Below are 17,185 nucleotides of genomic sequence, written 5' to 3' on the forward strand. Positions count from 1 at the left end.
CTATGAGTGACCCTAAAAGTCCTGCGCAAAAACATTCCAATGAGTTGTTGACCCGAGTCATTGTTGGCGTTGCTTTGGTTGCCACTACTATAACGACTCTTATCGTGGGTGATCATGACATTGGGCGGCATGCTTTATGGTTGCTTGTGGTGCTTATGTCTTTGGGCATATTGTGGGAATGGGCAGGTCTTACGGGCCGTGTGGAGAATAGGCGGCTGGCGCAATATGCTCTGTCTGTCCCGCTGGCGATTATGTCTTATCTGGCCGCGGGACCATCTTTTCTCGCGTTGGGAATGATATTGGGCGCAGCGATGTTTATCGCAGCTTTCGACCGATCTTATAAGCTCGCGATAGGCATATTATATGCTGGATTACCCGCTTTATCCATCCTCTACCTTCGCGGGACGGAAAATGGCTTGCTGATCGTGTTTTGGACTCTGGCTCTGGTTTGGGCAACAGATATCGGCGCCTATTTTTCGGGACGAGCGATCGGCGGACCCAAGCTCGCGCCAAGATTTAGCCCCAATAAAACCTGGGCAGGGCTGATTGGCGGCGTGATTGTGACAGGCCTATTCAGCTTTATTTTACATATCTATTTTCAATTGCCTTTTCAACTCGTCCTCCTCAGCTTGCCGCTGGCCGTATTAGCCCAAATGGGGGATTTATTTGAAAGCCAGATGAAACGCCGGGCAGGGGTTAAAGATAGCGGAACGGTATTTCCTGGTCATGGCGGTGTTATGGACCGACTGGACGGTCTGATTCCCGTTGCTCCTGTTGTCGCAGTTATTGTTTTGGCTGGCAGCCAATGAACGACTTAACCACCAGAACTATTTCGATATTTGGTGCGACTGGTTCGGTCGGCACATCCACACTGGATCTAATCCGGCTGGACCGAGGGAAATATCGCGTCGTGGCGCTCACCGCCCACAGCAATGCCGCCGAATTGGCAAAGCTGGCTAAGGAATTTGAAGCGGAAATAGCGGTTGTCGCTGATCCAGAACAATATGAAGCGCTGAAGCAATTGCTTGCTGGATCTCAAACCGAAGCGGCTGCTGGGCCGGATCAACTAATCTCCGCCGCTGCATTGGACCCGGATTGGACGATGGCAGCAATTGTGGGCTGTGCAGGTTTGCCACCGACGCTCGCGGCTCTGAAATGCGGGAAAACAGTTGCGCTTGCCAATAAAGAGGCTCTGGTTTCGGCTGGCGCACTGATGATGGCACAAGCTAGAGAGGCTGGAGCTACGTTGCTCCCGGTTGATTCAGAGCATAATGCGATTTTCCAATGTTTGCAGGGTGGTCGAATTGATCAGGTTCGCAAAATCACCTTGACGGCCAGTGGCGGTCCGTTCCGGTCCTGGTCCAAAGAGCAAATGGCTTCGGTCACACCTGAGCAAGCAGTGGCGCATCCCAATTGGGATATGGGCGCCAAGATTTCTGTCGATAGCGCGACCATGATGAACAAGGGCTTGGAGTTGATCGAGGCCCATCACCTCTTCCCCGTTGGTCTGAAAAACATCGACATTTTGGTGCACCCCCAATCCGTGATCCATTCGATGGTGGAATATCACGACCGATCGACATTGGCGCAGCTGGGATCGCCGGATATGCGTATACCGATTGCCAGTGCCTTGGCTTGGCCGGAGCGGATGAAAACGGATTGCCTGCCCCTGGATTTGTCTAAAATTGGTAAGCTGGATTTTGAAGCTCCCGATGATGATCGCTTTCCAGCCATAAAATTGGCGCGTGGGGCTATTGAGGCTGGTGGCGCTGTTCCGGCAATATTGAATGCAACCAATGAAATTGCGGTAGCCGCTTTCCTGAAAGGCAATATTCAGTTTCTGGAAATCACTGAGATTGTATCCCGCATGGTTGACAGCTATAGCCCGCCTGATCCGGATGATCTTGCGGACATTTTTGCTATTGATACAGAAACGCGGAAGCGCGCCAAAGCTATGATTGAGGATGTTAAAGTTTGACTGAGAATCCCGGCATATTGATCACTTTATTCGCTTTTCTAATCACTATCGGATTGCTCGTTTTCATTCACGAAATGGGACATTATTTGGTGGGACGTTGGTGCGGCGTCAAAGCAGACGTTTTTGCAATCGGTTTCGGCAAGGAAATTGTTGGCTGGAATGACAAGCGCGGGACCCGCTGGAAAATCTGTGCACTACCACTTGGTGGCTATGTGCAGTTTGCCGGCGATATGGATCCGTCCAGTTCACAAAGTCAGGAATGGCTCAAGCTTCCACCGGAAGAGCGTAATCGTACTTTTCAATCCAAATCACTGCTGAAACGAGCTGCCATAGTTTTTGCCGGCCCAGCAATTAATTTCTTGTTTGCCATATTGATATTGGCTGGTTTCGCTTTGGCATATGGAGAAAGTGTCACGTCTCCTGTCGTTGGCACTGTGGCGGAAAATTCTACCGCTGAAACAATCGGTTTGAAAAATGGCGATAAAATTCTGGAGATAGATGGCGACAGCATCGACCGTTTTTCCGATCTGTCGCGAGAAATTTCAATTATTCCTGACGAAGAGGTTGAGATCAAGTTCGAGCGTGATGGTGCAATCATCTCTAAAGAAGCGAAAATTGGTGTTCGTCTTGAGGAAGATCGGTTTGGCAACCAATATCGGATAGGCCTGCTTGGAATTTCGCCAGGCAGCATTGAGCGTCGTGACGTGTCGTTGTTGGAATCACCCGTTGTAGCAACGCGCCAAACTGTGGAGATTGTCGACCTGATCGTAACGACATTGGGGCAGGTGATAAGTGGCAGACGATCCGTTACAGAATTGGGTGGGCCGCTTAAAATCGCTCAGGTTTCGGGCGAACAATTTGTCGCCGGGCTGAACCAGTTCATATTCTTTGTAGCGTTAATCTCAATTAACTTAGGGTTCATCAACCTCCTGCCAATCCCCATGCTCGATGGGGGGCATTTGATGTTTTACGCCATAGAAGCGGTCCGGCGAAAGCCAGCCAGTCCTATGGTGCAACAATGGGCGTTTCAATCGGGCTTCGCGCTTGTGGTGATGTTCATGTTGGTGGTGACATTTAATGATTTGGCCTCTTTCGGACTATTCAGGGTCTTCTCGGGCTGATTGCCCATTGATTGATGGGTCTGGTTGAGGCAGGGGGTTTCGCAAAAGCTAATGCATTTTTGCACTGGTTAGTATTTTTTGAGTTTAAGGCGTGAAAGCGAGTTTGTCTGTGAAGCATAAAAAACGGCTCCTGCCCATATTGATGAGTGGTACAATTCTGGCAGGCACGTCCGTGCCGACCCATGCGCAGGACACGCCCGTGGTTCAACCGCCGGCGGCTCAACCCCCGGCAGTTCAGCCTAGCGTAACGGCCAATGATACGATCAGGTCTATCGTCGTAAATGGTGCTCAGCGGCTAGAGTCAGATACGGTTCTGTCTTATATGAAACTGCGCGTCGGGCAGACCTATACGCAGGAATCGGCGGATCAGGCACTTAAGGACCTTTTTGAAACAGAATTGTTCAAGGATGTCAGTATCCGCAATAATGCTGGTGCTGTGGTTATCGATGTTGTCGAAAACCCCGTTATCAACCGGATATTGCTGGAAGGTAACAAGCGGATCAAAGAGGATAAGATTCGCCCGGAAATCCGTCTTGCTCCTCGCCAGATATTCACCCGGTCAAAAGTGCGCGCTGATGTCGCTCGTATCGTTGAGCTCTATAAGCGTAAGGGGCGTTTTGCAGCCAGTGTAGAGCCCAAAATGGTTCAACTCGATCAGAACCGCGTTGATATTGTTTTCGAAGTCAATGAAGGTCCGAAATCAAAAGTTCAGCAGATTAACATCATCGGCAACGAGGTGTTCTCCGATGGTAAGTTACGCGGTGAAATGGCGACGAAACAGTCGCGTTTCTATCGTTTTTTCAGCTCCAGCGATACTTATGATCCTGACCGGCTTGCTTTTGACCAACAGAAGCTACGCCAGTTTTATTTGACCGAGGGCTATGCTGATTTTCGGGTTATCTCAGCAGTAGCAGAGCTGACACCAGATAAAAAAGACTTCATCATCACCTATGTCGTGGAAGAAGGCGATCGCTATAAATTTGGTGATGTGACAGTTGAAAGCGAGATCCGCGACTTCACTGCTGAAACGCTAACGCCGCTATTGCCTATGAAAGAAGGCGATTTTTATAACGCGAAGCAGGTTGAAGATACGGTGGAAAGCCTGTCAGAAACTGCTGGTCTATTTGGCTATGCGTTTGCTGATGTGCGACCGGAATTTGATCGCGATAAAGAAACCCTGACCATGGGAATCAACTTCCAAGTCGCAGAAAGCGACCGTGTCTATGTGGAACGTATTGATATTAACGGCAATACGCTAACAGTCGATAAAGTGGTTCGGCGCGAATTCCGTTTGAACGAAGGTGATGCCTTTAACAGTTTCCAGGTGAAACGCTCTGCCAACCGGATTAAATCGCTCGGCTTTTTCCAGGATGAGCTGGAAATCGAGCAGAAGCAGGGGAGTGCGCCAGACCGAATCATTCTCGAAGCCAATGTCGAAGAACGCGCGACGGGTGAATTGCAGCTTTCGGCAGGTTTCTCCAGTGTTGAGAATTTCATTCTGCAGGCCTCTGTCCGCCAGCGTAACTTCCGCGGTAAAGGACAGGAGCTTCGCGCCAGCGTGAGCTATTCGAGCTTTTCGCAGGCGATTGAATTGGGCTTTACAGAGCCTTATTTGTTTGACCGAAACATTGCGGTTGGTGTTGATGTTTTTCGTCGCGATTTGAACAGTTTCGGTTTTGATCAGGCAGGAGATCGACGAACGACATTTGAGCAACTGACAACTGGTTTCCAGGTTCGCGCGGGTGTTCCGATTACGGAATATTTATCGGCTTCTCTGCGCTATGGTTTGAGTTATGATGATGTGACGCTAGATAGAGATCGTTTCTTTTCTCCAGGTCCCGATGGTGTATTAACTTGCGATCCTGTACAGGCCGGCCGCTTTCTATGCGATGCCATTGGTAAGAGAACAACGTCATCAATTGGCGCATCGCTTATCTATGACGACCGCGATAATCGTGTTCGGCCCACGCGTGGCCAGACCGTTGTAGGTAGCCTTGATTTTGCAGGCTTGGGCGGCAGTGTGAAATATCTTAGAGGCCGTCTCAATGCCGCTAAGTACTGGCGGGTATTGGGCAACTTTATTTTCTCGGTTAGTGCCGAAGGCGGGTATATCCACCCGCTGGAAAATCGCGGTAGCGCGGCTGATGGTATTGACGATGTTCGGCTGACAGACCGCTTTTTCCTCGGTGAACCACAAATTCGCGGCTTTGATATCCGCGGTGTTGGCCCACGGGTGATAAGATCTCGTTTTAGAGAAGAAATTGTTGATGGCCGTGCGGTCAATTCGATTATTGATTTTCGCGAAGATCGAAACAATGTTACTGATGACGCCATTGGTGGACGGGCCTATTATCTGGGACGGGCTGAATTGGAAATACCACTGGGCAGTGGCGCACGTGAGCTAGGGTTGCGACCATCAATATTCGTCGATGCTGGCGCTGTGTTTAACGTTACGCAACCGCTGTTGATTGATAACCGGGTACAGGCCACCCTTAATGGCGTTCCGCAATTTTTGACCGTTGGTGCCGACGGCAATATAACACAAACGGCTGACGCTGTTGATGCCAATGGCGTAGCAAATGAACCAGATTTGGTCCCCCAATTTAGCTTCACCGAACAATTTTTTGGCGATAGCGCCAAACCACGCGTTTCCGTTGGCATTGGCGTCAACTGGAATTCTCCATTCGGTCCGTTTAGGATCGATGTAGCACGCGCTCTGTTAAAAGAGCCAGGTGATGACACCAAGCTATTCACTTTCAATGTAGGAACACAATTCTAATGACTTTTTCAACCAAGACACTTTTGAAATCGGCCGCCTTAGGCCTTGCAACCTTGTCGGTTCCGGCAATGGTAACAACACCTGCTGCGGCCCAGTCACGGACCAGTATTGCGGTTGCCAATTATGAAGCAGCTGTTGTCCGTTCACAGGCTTACCGGACTGCAGTAGAGCAGATGAAAACTACCTATAAAGCAGATATCGATGCGACCAATGCTCGTGCGACTGCTTTGCAGACGGAACTGAAACCACTTGTTGACGCGTATAATGCCGCCGTTCAACAGCCCAATGCGAACGCACAGACGGTTCAGCCACAAGCGCAGGCGCTTCAGGCAAAGCGACAATCTGGTCAGCAGGAACTGGCTCGTTTGCAACAGCGTGTCACCTTGGCGACTGCCTATGTCGAAGAGCAAGTCGGCCTGAAATTGAACGATGCGATCAAGGCGGCGATGAAAGCCAAAAATGTTGATCTCGTGCTACAGCCGCAAGCTATTGTCGCGCGGGAACCTTATGTCGATATTACTGAATCTATCGTTGCAGAGCTTAACAAGCTGGTTCCTTCGGCTACAATCACGCCGCCTGCAGGCTGGAAGCCCGGCCAGGCTCAACAAAATGCGCAGCAGCCGGCGGCAACCCAGCAACCTTCAGGCCGGTAAATAAGCATAATGTCTGAGTCGATGGATTATGACGTCACCAAGGTAATGGCGGTTTTGCCCCACCGTTACCCTATGTTGCTGGTCGACCGGGTGGAAGAACTGGTCAAGGATGAATCCATTCGTGCAGTGAAAGCCGTCACGATGAATGAAGGGTTTTTCCAGGGCCATTTCCCTGGCCGTCCGATCATGCCAGGCGTTATGATTATCGAGGCTTTGGCGCAGGCTGCTGGCGTTTTAGCGATGGAAAGCTTCGGGCTGGTCGGTTCAGGCAAGCTGGTCTATTTCATGGCAATTGATGGCGCAAAATTCCGTAATCCCGTCGAGCCAGGTTGTTTGCTTTCGCTCAACGTAGAATTTGTCCAGAAACGTCCACGGGTCTGCAAGTTCTCCGGAAAGGCGATGATTGGCGAAAAATTGGCGGCTGAAGCCAATTTTACGGCAATGATTGCTGATCCGCCGAGTTCATAATTGACCGCATAGCCGATAAAAGAATCTTGCACTTTGGAGCAGCGGCAGTTAATGCGCCGCTTCACAGACAATTACACGCTTAGGGACCTGGTCGGAAACCAGCCCGTTTTGGAGCAAAAAATGAAAAAAGATACGCATCCCGATTATCACATGATCAAGGTCCAGATGACCGATGGCACCGTGTTTGAAACCCGCTCTACCTGGGGCAAAGAGGGCGATACGCTGCAACTTGATATTGATCCAACATCGCACCCAGCATGGACTGGCGGCAACCAACGCCTTCTCGACGCTGGCGGCCAAGTCGCACGCTTCAACAAGCGCTTTGGCGGTTTGTCACTTAAGAAAAACTAAGCCGTGCTGGCAGAGGTTCGCGCCTCTGCTCACCACAAGCTTATGGTTCCCAGCCACGTTGTGAGAAGAGCGAGCTTCTTGCGATAAATTTCTATCGCCCGTTCGTTTGAAACTTGCACAAGTTGGATTTGGGAGCCGGGACGCAATTGGCCGATCAAGTGGCGATCAGACCGTATTACTTGCGCAACCCTTGGATAACCGCCGGTTGTTTGTGCATCGGGCCCAAGCAGGAACGGTTCGCCGTCTGGTGGGCATTGAATCGTGCCAGGGAAAACAGGCGCGCTTTTCATTTTTGACCCACTGTCTTGTTCCAACACCGCGCCTTGTAAGCTGAGGCCCATCCGATTGGTTTGCGGTCCAATTTGATAAGTTTCTTCAAAAAATATCTTTTGAGAATATGAACTTAAAGTGGAAATCTCCGGTCCAATAGTAGCTCGTATGATAGATTTATTTGATATCACGGGTCGCAGGCCACCAGGTGTTCTTTTGCTGGTATTTGTCGACCGATGGCCTTTTGTCCATTTGATCGTATCATTGGCTTTTAATGCGCGACCTTGGAAACCACCCAATCCGGCACCAAGGTAGGTAGACTGCCCACTTAATAGGTATTGCGCATCTATTTCTCCCGAAACGGCCAGATAGGATCGGCAGCCCTGAGCGGCTGGACCGACATGAATTTCGTCACCGGGTTTCGCATATATCGGTTCATGCAACGCCCGATTTTCACCGTTTATGCGCAAAAACCCTGCTGCGCCTGTAAGGGCTAGGACAATGGGATGCTCGGCAGTGAATTTGGCATCATCCAGCGTTAGTTCTATTGCTATCGCTTCTGGAGGATTGCCGACTAAATGATTGGCCAAAGCGAGAGATAAGCAATCTGCCGCGCCAGCCGCTGGCATGCCCAGGTGCCGATGACCTGAAAACGGCGCGCCCTGCAAGGTCGTCTGCAAGCCAGGTTTGACAACCGTGAGCGTCATTTCAGTTCTTCTCTCGCGGTCGCATCAAATTCCGCTTTGCTTATCCGCGTAAACGATACGATTTGATCGGCAGCCAAGAGTGCAGGTTGATCCTTTGCTGGATCAAACAACTTAACGGGAGTGCGGCCAATTACCGGCCAGCCGCCGGGACTGCTAAAGGAATAGATGCAGCTTTGATTACCGATAATGCCGATCGATCCCGCTTCTACTTTCTGTCGCGGTTTGGTTAATCTGCCGATATCAGTAATGTTCTCACAGCAGCGCAAATAAGCAAAGCCGGGCATGAATCCGAGCATCGCCACCGTGAATTCCAGGCCGCTGTGCCATTCCACTAACGCTTCTACCGTTAACCCCATTTTTTTAGCTATCCAATGCCGGTCGGGAGCGAATATTTCATCATAGCAAACCGGAATTGTCACCGGTGCTGTCTGCATCACCGCATCAGTTTGTAGCCTTGATAGTTGTTCCCGGAACAAGTCGGTCGCTTCATTTGGCGTGATCCGGACTGGGTCAAATTGTACGGCGATACTATCCAACCCTGAAACGACCTCTTGCCATATCTTTTGTTCCCTTATTGCGGCGCTGACGGCATGAACCGTATCGAGATTGTTCAATTGGCAGGAAAGCCAGTCGTCACAGGAATGAATATCAAAACTATTCACCGGGGACCGCAATGGATATCCCGTCAAGCTCCAGTGCTTGCCGCATGGCTTTTGCCGTGGCAAGCGCACCCTCACTATCGGAATGCAGGCACAGCGTCTCGGCTTGTATGACTTTTGATTTATTTCGGGCTGTCGTAACAGGTTCTCCGTGCGCCAGGACTAGTCCCTGTTGCACGCGCTGTGCATCATCGTCGATGACGGCTCCCTCTTTCATGCGAGGCACGAGGCGGGAGCGATCCGTATATTGCCGATCAATAAAGGCTTCTGCGATAAAGCGGACGCCGCTTTCTCGGGCTTTTCGCTGCATGATGGAGTCTGCCATGCCCACCAACGCTAGATTTTCGGCGCGCGCAATTGCGACCAAAATATCTGCCAGAGTCTCACTATCCTGTGCATCGTTATAGAGCGCACCATGCGGTTTCAGGTGGGTGATGTCGGCTTCGACATCTGCTGCGACCGCTTTAATCAAGTCCAACTGCTCCAGCAAACTGGTCTGTAGGCGGATAGGATCTATCTCAATGCTTATCCGTCCGAAATTGGCGCGGTCGGGATAAGAGGGATGGGCACCGGCCCAAACGCCCTTTGCTTTGGCTGCCACCAACATAGCGCGCATGGTCTCCGCCGAACCTGCATGGCCGCCACAGGCGATGTTGCAACTGGACACAATATCCATGATTGCAATATCGCGCGCTATTCCTTCGGCGCTTTCGTCCTCGCCCAGATCGGCATTGAGATCGATACTGGTGGTCACGGCCACCATCCCAAGGCTCGTGCGATGAGACGGATACCGAGCATGAATGTGACGGTCAGTATGATAGCGCCAGCAATATTGCCCCTCCATCCATTCACATGCTGGCCCAGTACCGCCTTGTCATTAGCCAGTTTGACAAGGAAAAACGCGATGATCGGCAGCAACAATCCGTTAGCGATCTGGGCAACGAAGATAATCTCTACCGGTTTGTAATTCAGCAAGGCACCGAATGTGCCGGATAATATAACAAGCAACGCGCCGATCCTGAAAGGGGTCCGCGACGCTTTGCCAACCGTTTTGCCGAAAATCTCTTGAACAATATATCCGGTTGCGAGCGGCGCCGTGATCGCCGAGGTCAGTCCTGCAGCAAATAGCCCGGCGCCGAGCGTTGCACTGGCAAAACTGCCAAATAAAGGGTTCAGTTGTTCTGCCATATCGGCCGCGCTGGAAATCTCTTGACCGCTTCCGAAAAGGCTGGCGGCGGCAGTTGCCAATATGGTGATGGAAACTAGTCCGCCGAGCCCAATGGAAAAAGCGCTATCTGTCTGTGCTTCTGACAGATCGCTTTCTTCCTTCCAGCGCTCTCTTACACTAGCGGCGTGGAGGAACAGATTGTACGGGACGATCGTAGTTCCAATGAGCGCGATGGCGGTCAACAATCCGCCTTCGGGGATGGATGGAATAAAACCGCTCAAAATCGCTCCAATATCTGGGCGTGTGATCAAGAATGTAAGCAGGAATGATGCACACATGAACAGCACCATGGCGATCAAAATCCGTTCTACCCAGCGCGGTTTGGAAAACAAGATTAGGGCTCCGGCCAGTAAAGCGATCAAGCCTATAGCCAGGTCCCGATTATCTGAAAAGTCGCTGTTGAGTGCTTCCAGGCCCAATAGAGCGCCAGAAATATTGCCAGCCTCATAAGCGGCATTACCAAGAGCCAAAGCTGCGATGAGCAATGTTGCAGCAAGCCAGCGTAACGGCGGAGATGCAACCGTCTGCATCATAGCTTCTGCAAGGCCCATACGGGAAACTAGCGCGACTCGAACGGCGATAGATTGTAAGATGATCGTCGTTACTGTCGCAAAGGCCAGCGCCCAAATAAGTGCAAATCCGAAATTGGCTCCGGCCAGAGTGCAGGCGGTAACGGTGCCCGGGCCAATGAAGGCTGCCGAGACCATCATACCCGGACCGGGCCGATAGCTGGTTATTTTCAATGGAAACGCTGCAATATGGTCATCCCCGTTGTGGTTCCACTTCGTCCGGCCATGGCCAAGCGCGTTCCCTGAACCATTTTGTAATCACATATTTTGTGCCGCTTCGAACCTTCATTCCATGGTGCAGCGTCAAATCGTTGACGTCGCCGTCGGGCTTCATATTGTTCCAGCATAATATATGGCCGGTTTTAGGAACGAATTTCTTGTTCAGTTTCACAAAGCGTGTGGCACCGCCCGCACCCGGTTCATTCAAATAGATCATGAAGGTCCACGTGCGCTGACCGGATATGGTGCAGAATTTTTTAAAATCTTCGCCATTGGGGTCGAAAAAATCGGTGTGAGCCTTGAATTCCTGCCCTTCGGCATATCGCTGTCCCTGAAGCGGCTCACCGAATTTTCGGTTGATATTCGCAAAATTGCAGATTTTGGCATCGATTTCTGCAACAAAACTATCGTCATGATCCAGATCGCATGTTTCACTGGTGCGAAAATAGTCATCGCCATTGGCATCCGCGATTGTTGAGGGTCGGCGCTTTTCGTCAATGCGCTGGATAAGCTTTTCACATTCTTCCTTGTTCAGAAAGTTTTTTAATATGCAGAGTTCCACGTCCTTTTTCGGATAACGTTGCACCTGGCCCAAAGCGACCAGATAGTCTGCGGTAGTGCTGTTGTTATCTGTCATCAAATGTTCCGAAATCACTCTTAATGCCGGAATATCAGATTAGATGAAAAATTGTCTGCCGCAACCGCTCTTTGCTGTCGGGCACAATATGGATATAGATCACGCAATCATGGCAGGCGCAAAATACGATCGCGGCGATAGCATCAATATACAAGGCGGGTTCACGCTGGTAGAGATGATGGTGGCTCTGTTCATTTTTTCACTGCTGTCGGTTGCTGGTGTAGCCCTGCTGCGCGGTGCGGTGGACAGCAACGAGGTTACCGATGCCAAACTCAGCGATATGGCGCAGATGCAGCGTCTTGTGTCGCTTATGGAAGCGGATTTAAGTCAGGCAATCCCACGACCTCATCGTGATGAGGAGGGAGGCCGGGTGGCTGCTTTCATAAGCGAGACGGGTAGCGGTGGTCGCGGTTTTCTGTTTTTCAGTCGTGGCGGACAAAGCAATATTAACAACAAGCCGCGCTCCAATATGCAGCGTATCTCTTATCAGTTAAATGAAGGAAGGCTTGAGCGGCGGCAATATGAGACTACCGACGGCGGCTCTATAAGCGAACCGGCAGAACTGCTCGATGGCATCAGCGATCTTGAACTGCGCTTTCGTGACAAAAGAGGGCAGTGGGTCAGTAATTGGCAGACCGAACGGCTTAGCGACTTGCCGCGTGCGGTAGAGTTGCGATTTGAACAGAATGGTAGAAAGTATCGCCATGTTTTTCTGGTCGGGACGGGCTATTTATGAAGCCACTTCAACTGGCGAAAAAAGGCGAACGCGGTGCAGCGCTTCTGACTGTATTATTGTTGGTAGCCGTGATCGCGGTGCTGGCGGCGCATGGAATAGACCGGCTGGCGGGAGCCACAAAATTGGCGTCCAATGCCCGCGAACTCAGCCAGGCCAAGGCCTATCTGATTGCAGCAGAGACGATCGGGATGCAATCGGCAGAGCAAATTGTCAGCTTGTCGCCGGGGCGCACCACAAATATCGGCGGCTGGAATGGCCAGGAACGGCGTTTCCCAGTTCCGGGCGGTATCATCACGGCTGCGCTGACCGATGGCGGCAATTGTTTTAATATCAACAGTCTTGTGAGCCAGAATGACGCGCTTTTGTCAGCCCGTCCAGATGGCCAAACCCAATTTGTCCGATTGATGACGTTGTTGGATATCTCGCAGGGAGAGGCCACGGATATCGCGGAATCAGTGACCGACTGGATCGATAGCGATACCATCCCATCGCCGCGCGGCGCTGAAGACGAATATTACGCTCAGTTGGAAAAGCCTTATCGTACTGCCAATGCGATCATGGTTGATATTAGCGAGCTGCGCACCGTCAAAGGCGTGACCAGTGCCATCTATGCCCGGATTGCTCCATGGTTGTGCGCATTACCGACCACGGATTTATCGCCGATCAACATCAATACGCTGCGCCCCGAGCAAGCGGTCCTATTGGCGATGCTCTCCAACAATCCAGATATCGTCCAGTCTCGTCAATTTCTCGGCCGTCGAACGGAAACGGGCTATGGCAGCTTGAATGATTTTTGGGCAGAACCCTTTCCCGCAAATTTTTTGGCGCCGTCCCAAGTACAAAGCCAGGTGAAATTGAAGACCCGTTGGTTCCGGCTCGATATGGCAGTCGAAATGCAAAGCGCTTTGGTGGAGGAGCGCGCTTTGGTTGATGCAGCGCGCCAACCGGCAAGGTTGGTGCACCGTCAGCGCGGGGATGCTCTTTGAATAAGATTTCCGTGCAAACGAGATTTCGGAGGGAAGAATATTTCATGTGTTTTTGCTGTGCTAAATACTTGACGGCTGCCCCCATGCATCCCTATGCAGCGCGGCGCAGCAGGCATATTTGATGCCCATGCAATTATGGCGATCGTAGCTCAGTTGGTTAGAGCGCCGGTTTGTGGTACCGGAGGTCGGGGGTTCGAGACCCCTCGGTCGCCCCATTTTAAAACCACCTATCCAGTATAATCAAATGGTTAGCAGCCTCTGAAATATCTTGGGGTGACAAAAGTGTTCTGTAATATTATTACGCGCTTACCAAATTATGTTACTCAATGCGCGAAGGGTTTTTCCAAATGTCGGTAATGTGGGATCTGCCAGATTTTGATGGCCATGAAGCGGTACATTTTTTTCACGATGTCGAAACCGGTCTCAGCGCAATAATCGCCCTGCATTCTACTCATTTGGGTCCCGGTGCAGGCGGTACAAGATTCTGGCACTATGAGAACCGCACGACGGCTGTGACTGACGCGCTGCGTTTGTCCCGCGGCATGAGTTTCAAGAATGCCATGGCCGGGCTACCATTGGGTGGCGGCAAGGCTGTTATATTGGCGGACCGCAACCGGACGAAATCTCCTGAAATGCTGACCGCTTTTGGGCGTATGATTGATTCGCTTGCCGGGCGTTACGTGACGGCAGAAGACGTTGGCATCAGCACGGCCGATATGGTCGCTGTTTCCAAACAGACCAAATTTGTTTCCGGCCTTCCGGTCAGTGATCAAAGTGATGCTGGCGGCGACCCCGGACCGTTTACTGCAATGGGCGTCTATCTTGGTGTCAAAGCCGCCGTGAAACATAAATTGGGGCGCGACAGCATGGAAGATGTCCATGTCGCTATTCAGGGTGTGGGCAGTGTCGGCGGCGGATTGGCGCGGTTGCTCGCTAAAGATGGCGCTCGCCTCAGCATCGCGGACATCAACAAGGACCATGCGACCAATTTGGCATCAGAATTGGGGGCGACCGTTGTTGGTCTTAACGACGTGATGCGTTTGGAAGCAGATGTGTTTAGCCCCAATGCTTTAGGCGCAGTTCTGGACAAAGTCTCTATTGCCCATCTCAATGTGCCGATCGTTGCCGGCGGCGCAAATAATCAACTCGCTACGCCGGAAGACGGTCAGCGGATTTTTGACCGCAACATTCTGTTTGCTCCAGACTATGTGATTAACTCGGGCGGCATTATCAGTGTCGGACTCGAATATCTGGGTGATAGTGACGTCAATGAAGTCAATCGGCGGGTAGAGAATATTCCTGCGCGGCTCACAGAAATCTGGCAAGAAAGCGCGTCGAGCAAACTGCCGTCAGCCGAAGTTGCTGATAATATGGCGCAGGCGCTTATCGGCCGTTGAGCCATTAATATTCTTCCAAACTAAGCATATCCTCTGTTTGGTGCTTCACGCCAAAACATCTAGATCGCCACTTGCATGAATTTTGGTTTGCTGGCCTGATCAGCAGCACTTTGCGCCAGTGGGTAGTTACCCGGCGGTAGAGCCGCCAGCGGCATTCCAGCGGCGGCAAGGTCATAGGGTGAAACACGGTGACGGGTGCATAATCCACCGGCTCCGTCACTAACCAAAGGCGTTTCAAACTCGGTTGCGACGATTGCTTCTTTCGCTCTTATGACAGTGCTGATTACGAGTTGCCCTCCGCCAAGGTCAAGAACTAGCTGCGTTCCCACGGGAACCCCAAGCATGCCCTCGAAACGGGCACCTGTTTTGGAGAGATCGCGCATAACAACATCATAGCGATGATCTTCATGAATAGCGCCGATACGGCGAAATACGGTGCGGCGATCTGGTCGATATAGATCAGGCCCATCGGGCTCAATACGGAATTCACCCGTCCCGAGTTTTTCCTCGATTTCGTCGAGCCTCAGGGCCTTCGAATAGATCCAGCCTTGAATGTAACGAGCCCCCTTGGAGCAAACGAGCTTAAACTGATCAAAGGCTTCGACGCCTTCCACCGTTGTTTCCATGCCTAGTGCTTCCGACAAACTGACAATCGCGGCAATGATCTTGGCGCTATTTTTGTCCTGTTGCGTACAAGAATCAACAAAGCTCTTATCGACTTTGATCTTGTCAAACGGAGCGGACCGTAGATAGCTCAAAGACGAATAGCCGGTACCAAAATCGTCCAGAGCCAATCGGACGCCGAGCTCTTTCAAAATCTTGAAGGTGTTATCGATGGTTTCGCTGTCGCCCATGAACACGCTCTCGGTCAGCTCAAGCTCCAGTCGTTCAGGATTCAGGCCGCTGGCGGCAAGGGCGTTCATAACAATTTCGGGAAAACCGCTATTCGCAAATTGCACAGCCGACACATTGACTGCAATGCGGACCGAGTGTGGCCATTGCAAAGCATCGGTACAGGCCTTGCGTAGTGCCCATTCCCCAAGTTGATTGATCAGATTGAGCTCTTCCGCAATCGGGATGAATACACCAGGACTCACAGCACCCCGTTCAGGATGGACCCAACGCATTAGCCCTTCAAATCCGACCACCATATGATCGTTCGTGCGGACGACAGGTTGATAGTGAAGTTCTAGCTGATCATTGTCCAGCGCATCGCGCAGGTCCTCGACGAGCAAGCGGCGTTCTTCCTCTTCGTCCTTCAAATCCGCAGAATAAAAGCGGAATTGTCCCCGTCCCGAATTTTTAGCCGAATACAGGGCGAGATCTGAACTGCGAACCAACTCATCCTTTTCTACACCATCATAGGGGGCAACAGCGACCCCGATAGACGTGCCAATGACGGCACTTTTTTCGTCAATGGGATAGGGTTGAGAAACAATCTTGACGATTTTCTCGGCAATTTCGCCCAGTTTCCCGCGATCGTCCAGATCCGGTAGAATGACCTGAAACTCATCACCACCAAGCCGCCCGATTTCGCCGCGGTCACCGATTATTTTGCGAATTCGCGTTGCAACCTGCTTCAGCAACTCGTCACCGGCCGGATGGCCCATTGTATCATTGACCTGTTTGAAACGGTCAAGGTCAAGCATCATAACGGCACAACTACGTCCCGCTGCTTTGAAGGCGCCAAGAATTCCGTTCAGCTGATTATCCATACGGTGGCGATTGGCCAGTCCGGTGAGCGAATCGAATTCAGCGAGACGGGAGTCTTCCAGTTTGCGTTGATACTCGACGGTCACATCTTTGGCATTACCCCGATAGCCCTGGAAATTACCGGAATCGTCAAATTTCGGATGCGCTGAAATCATCCACCATGTCGGGCGATCTTCCCGGTTTAATGTTATGGGTATGCGGCGAACCACCAGATCACGAAGCTTGCTGCGTTTACTGAGCTGGTAATGCAGCGGACGATCCGACTTTTCGTCCGGATTGTCGGGATCATTTTCAAATAGCGATGTAAAGGGTTGAGTAAGTATTTCACTAACCGGAATTTTTAGGTTTTCTGCCGCTTTCTCAGAAAGATATACGAACCGGCCCTCGGCATCGGTAGCCCACAGCCAATTTATCCCGGCTTGCTCAAAATCATCCAGAACTTCCAAGCGCGTTGCTTGGTTGTTGGACGAAATAGCGGCTACAGATTCGTCCGATGAACTATTGGAAAACGCCTTCAATAAACCTTTTACCGCCATAAATATTCTTTAACCTCAGCCCCACTGAAGAATTAATTCTGATCTTGAGCTTTAAGGTCTATCGCAGCATGGTTACGATAGCGCTAACGGCAGTTATTTAACTTTGTGTCGGCAGGCGGCTGCTCTAGTTCCACAGCTGGATTACAACCTGTCCAGAAAAACACTTGTCGCTTTGCGC

The 17,185-nt window shown here is 51.2% G+C and carries 16 protein-coding genes and 1 tRNA gene; 11 read left to right on the forward strand and 6 right to left on the reverse strand.

Annotated features, from left to right (window positions below; translation table 11 throughout):
* Window positions 1-2: 2 nt before the first annotated feature.
* From J4G78_RS17375 to rpmE, 7 genes are all read left to right on the forward strand, one after another.
* A complete protein-coding gene (locus J4G78_RS17375) occupies window positions 3-809 on the forward strand; it encodes a phosphatidate cytidylyltransferase (protein WP_207987750.1) in 807 nt (268 codons plus the stop codon).
* Window positions 806-1,978, forward strand: a complete 1,173-nt coding sequence (locus J4G78_RS17380; protein ID WP_207987751.1) for a 1-deoxy-D-xylulose-5-phosphate reductoisomerase — start codon at window positions 806-808, stop codon at window positions 1,976-1,978. Before J4G78_RS17375 ends, J4G78_RS17380 begins: the two co-directional genes overlap by 4 nt.
* Window positions 1,975-3,099: an RIP metalloprotease RseP gene (rseP, locus tag J4G78_RS17385; RefSeq protein ID WP_207987752.1), complete on the forward strand. Its 1,125-nt coding sequence runs from the start codon at window positions 1,975-1,977 to the stop codon at window positions 3,097-3,099. Before J4G78_RS17380 ends, rseP begins: the two co-directional genes overlap by 4 nt.
* A gap of 142 nt (window positions 3,100-3,241) precedes the next feature.
* Entirely contained in the window at window positions 3,242-5,878 is a 2,637-nt protein-coding gene (bamA, locus tag J4G78_RS17390; protein WP_207990841.1) for an outer membrane protein assembly factor BamA, read from the forward strand.
* Entirely contained in the window at window positions 5,878-6,531 is a 654-nt protein-coding gene (locus J4G78_RS17395; RefSeq protein ID WP_207987753.1) for an OmpH family outer membrane protein, read from the forward strand. Before bamA ends, J4G78_RS17395 begins: the two co-directional genes overlap by 1 nt.
* 9 nt (window positions 6,532-6,540) lie before the next feature.
* Complete coding sequence (gene fabZ / locus J4G78_RS17400; RefSeq protein ID WP_207987754.1) at window positions 6,541-6,999, forward strand: 3-hydroxyacyl-ACP dehydratase FabZ; 459 nt, start codon at window positions 6,541-6,543, stop codon at window positions 6,997-6,999.
* 120 nt (window positions 7,000-7,119) lie between these two features.
* Window positions 7,120-7,350: a 50S ribosomal protein L31 gene (rpmE, locus tag J4G78_RS17405; RefSeq protein ID WP_207987755.1), complete on the forward strand. Its 231-nt coding sequence runs from the start codon at window positions 7,120-7,122 to the stop codon at window positions 7,348-7,350.
* 29 nt (window positions 7,351-7,379) lie between these two features.
* On the opposite strand, the gene J4G78_RS17410 is transcribed toward rpmE, so the two are convergent.
* The 5 genes from J4G78_RS17410 to J4G78_RS17430 are packed head-to-tail and all read right to left on the reverse strand — an operon-like array spanning window position 7,380 to window position 11,639.
* Entirely contained in the window at window positions 7,380-8,327 is a 948-nt protein-coding gene (locus J4G78_RS17410; protein WP_207987756.1) for a 5-oxoprolinase subunit C family protein, read from the reverse strand.
* The gene (locus J4G78_RS17415; protein WP_207987757.1) at window positions 8,324-9,016 is read right to left on the reverse strand and encodes a 5-oxoprolinase subunit B family protein; all 693 of its coding nucleotides are present in this window, start codon (window positions 9,014-9,016) and stop codon (window positions 8,324-8,326) included. The genes J4G78_RS17410 and J4G78_RS17415 overlap by 4 nt, the downstream gene beginning before the upstream one ends.
* Entirely contained in the window at window positions 8,982-9,740 is a 759-nt protein-coding gene (pxpA, locus tag J4G78_RS17420) for a 5-oxoprolinase subunit PxpA (RefSeq protein ID WP_207987758.1), read from the reverse strand. Before pxpA ends, J4G78_RS17415 begins: the two co-directional genes overlap by 35 nt.
* Entirely contained in the window at window positions 9,737-10,957 is a 1,221-nt protein-coding gene (locus J4G78_RS17425; RefSeq protein WP_243457147.1) for an Nramp family divalent metal transporter, read from the reverse strand. The genes pxpA and J4G78_RS17425 overlap by 4 nt, the downstream gene beginning before the upstream one ends.
* Window positions 10,958-10,976: 19 nt before the next feature.
* Entirely contained in the window at window positions 10,977-11,639 is a 663-nt protein-coding gene (locus J4G78_RS17430) for a prolyl hydroxylase family protein (protein WP_207987759.1), read from the reverse strand.
* 88 nt (window positions 11,640-11,727) lie between these two features.
* On the opposite strand from J4G78_RS17430, the gene gspJ reads away from it, so the two are divergent.
* The 4 genes from gspJ to J4G78_RS17450 all read left to right on the forward strand — a co-directional run bounded on the left by gspJ (window position 11,728) and on the right by J4G78_RS17450 (window position 14,758).
* The gene (gene gspJ, locus J4G78_RS17435) at window positions 11,728-12,375 is read left to right on the forward strand and encodes a type II secretion system minor pseudopilin GspJ (protein ID WP_207987760.1); all 648 of its coding nucleotides are present in this window, start codon (window positions 11,728-11,730) and stop codon (window positions 12,373-12,375) included.
* A complete protein-coding gene (gspK, locus tag J4G78_RS17440; protein WP_207987761.1) occupies window positions 12,372-13,361 on the forward strand; it encodes a type II secretion system minor pseudopilin GspK in 990 nt (329 codons plus the stop codon). The genes gspJ and gspK overlap by 4 nt, the downstream gene beginning before the upstream one ends.
* Before the next feature lie 138 nt (window positions 13,362-13,499).
* Window positions 13,500-13,576 (forward strand) — tRNA-His (locus J4G78_RS17445).
* Between the two features lie 132 nt (window positions 13,577-13,708).
* On the forward strand, window positions 13,709-14,758 hold the full coding sequence (locus tag J4G78_RS17450; protein WP_207987762.1) for a Leu/Phe/Val dehydrogenase: 1,050 nt from the start codon (window positions 13,709-13,711) through the stop codon (window positions 14,756-14,758).
* A gap of 59 nt (window positions 14,759-14,817) precedes the next feature.
* Here J4G78_RS17450 and J4G78_RS17455 read toward each other — a convergent pair whose 3' ends face one another.
* Window positions 14,818-17,007, reverse strand: a complete 2,190-nt coding sequence (locus tag J4G78_RS17455; RefSeq protein ID WP_207987763.1) for a putative bifunctional diguanylate cyclase/phosphodiesterase — start codon at window positions 17,005-17,007, stop codon at window positions 14,818-14,820.
* Window positions 17,008-17,185 lie beyond the last annotated feature (178 nt).

Origin of the sequence: Parasphingorhabdus cellanae (genome assembly GCF_017498565.1) — a bacterium.
Classification (GTDB): domain Bacteria; phylum Pseudomonadota; class Alphaproteobacteria; order Sphingomonadales; family Sphingomonadaceae; genus Parasphingorhabdus; species Parasphingorhabdus cellanae.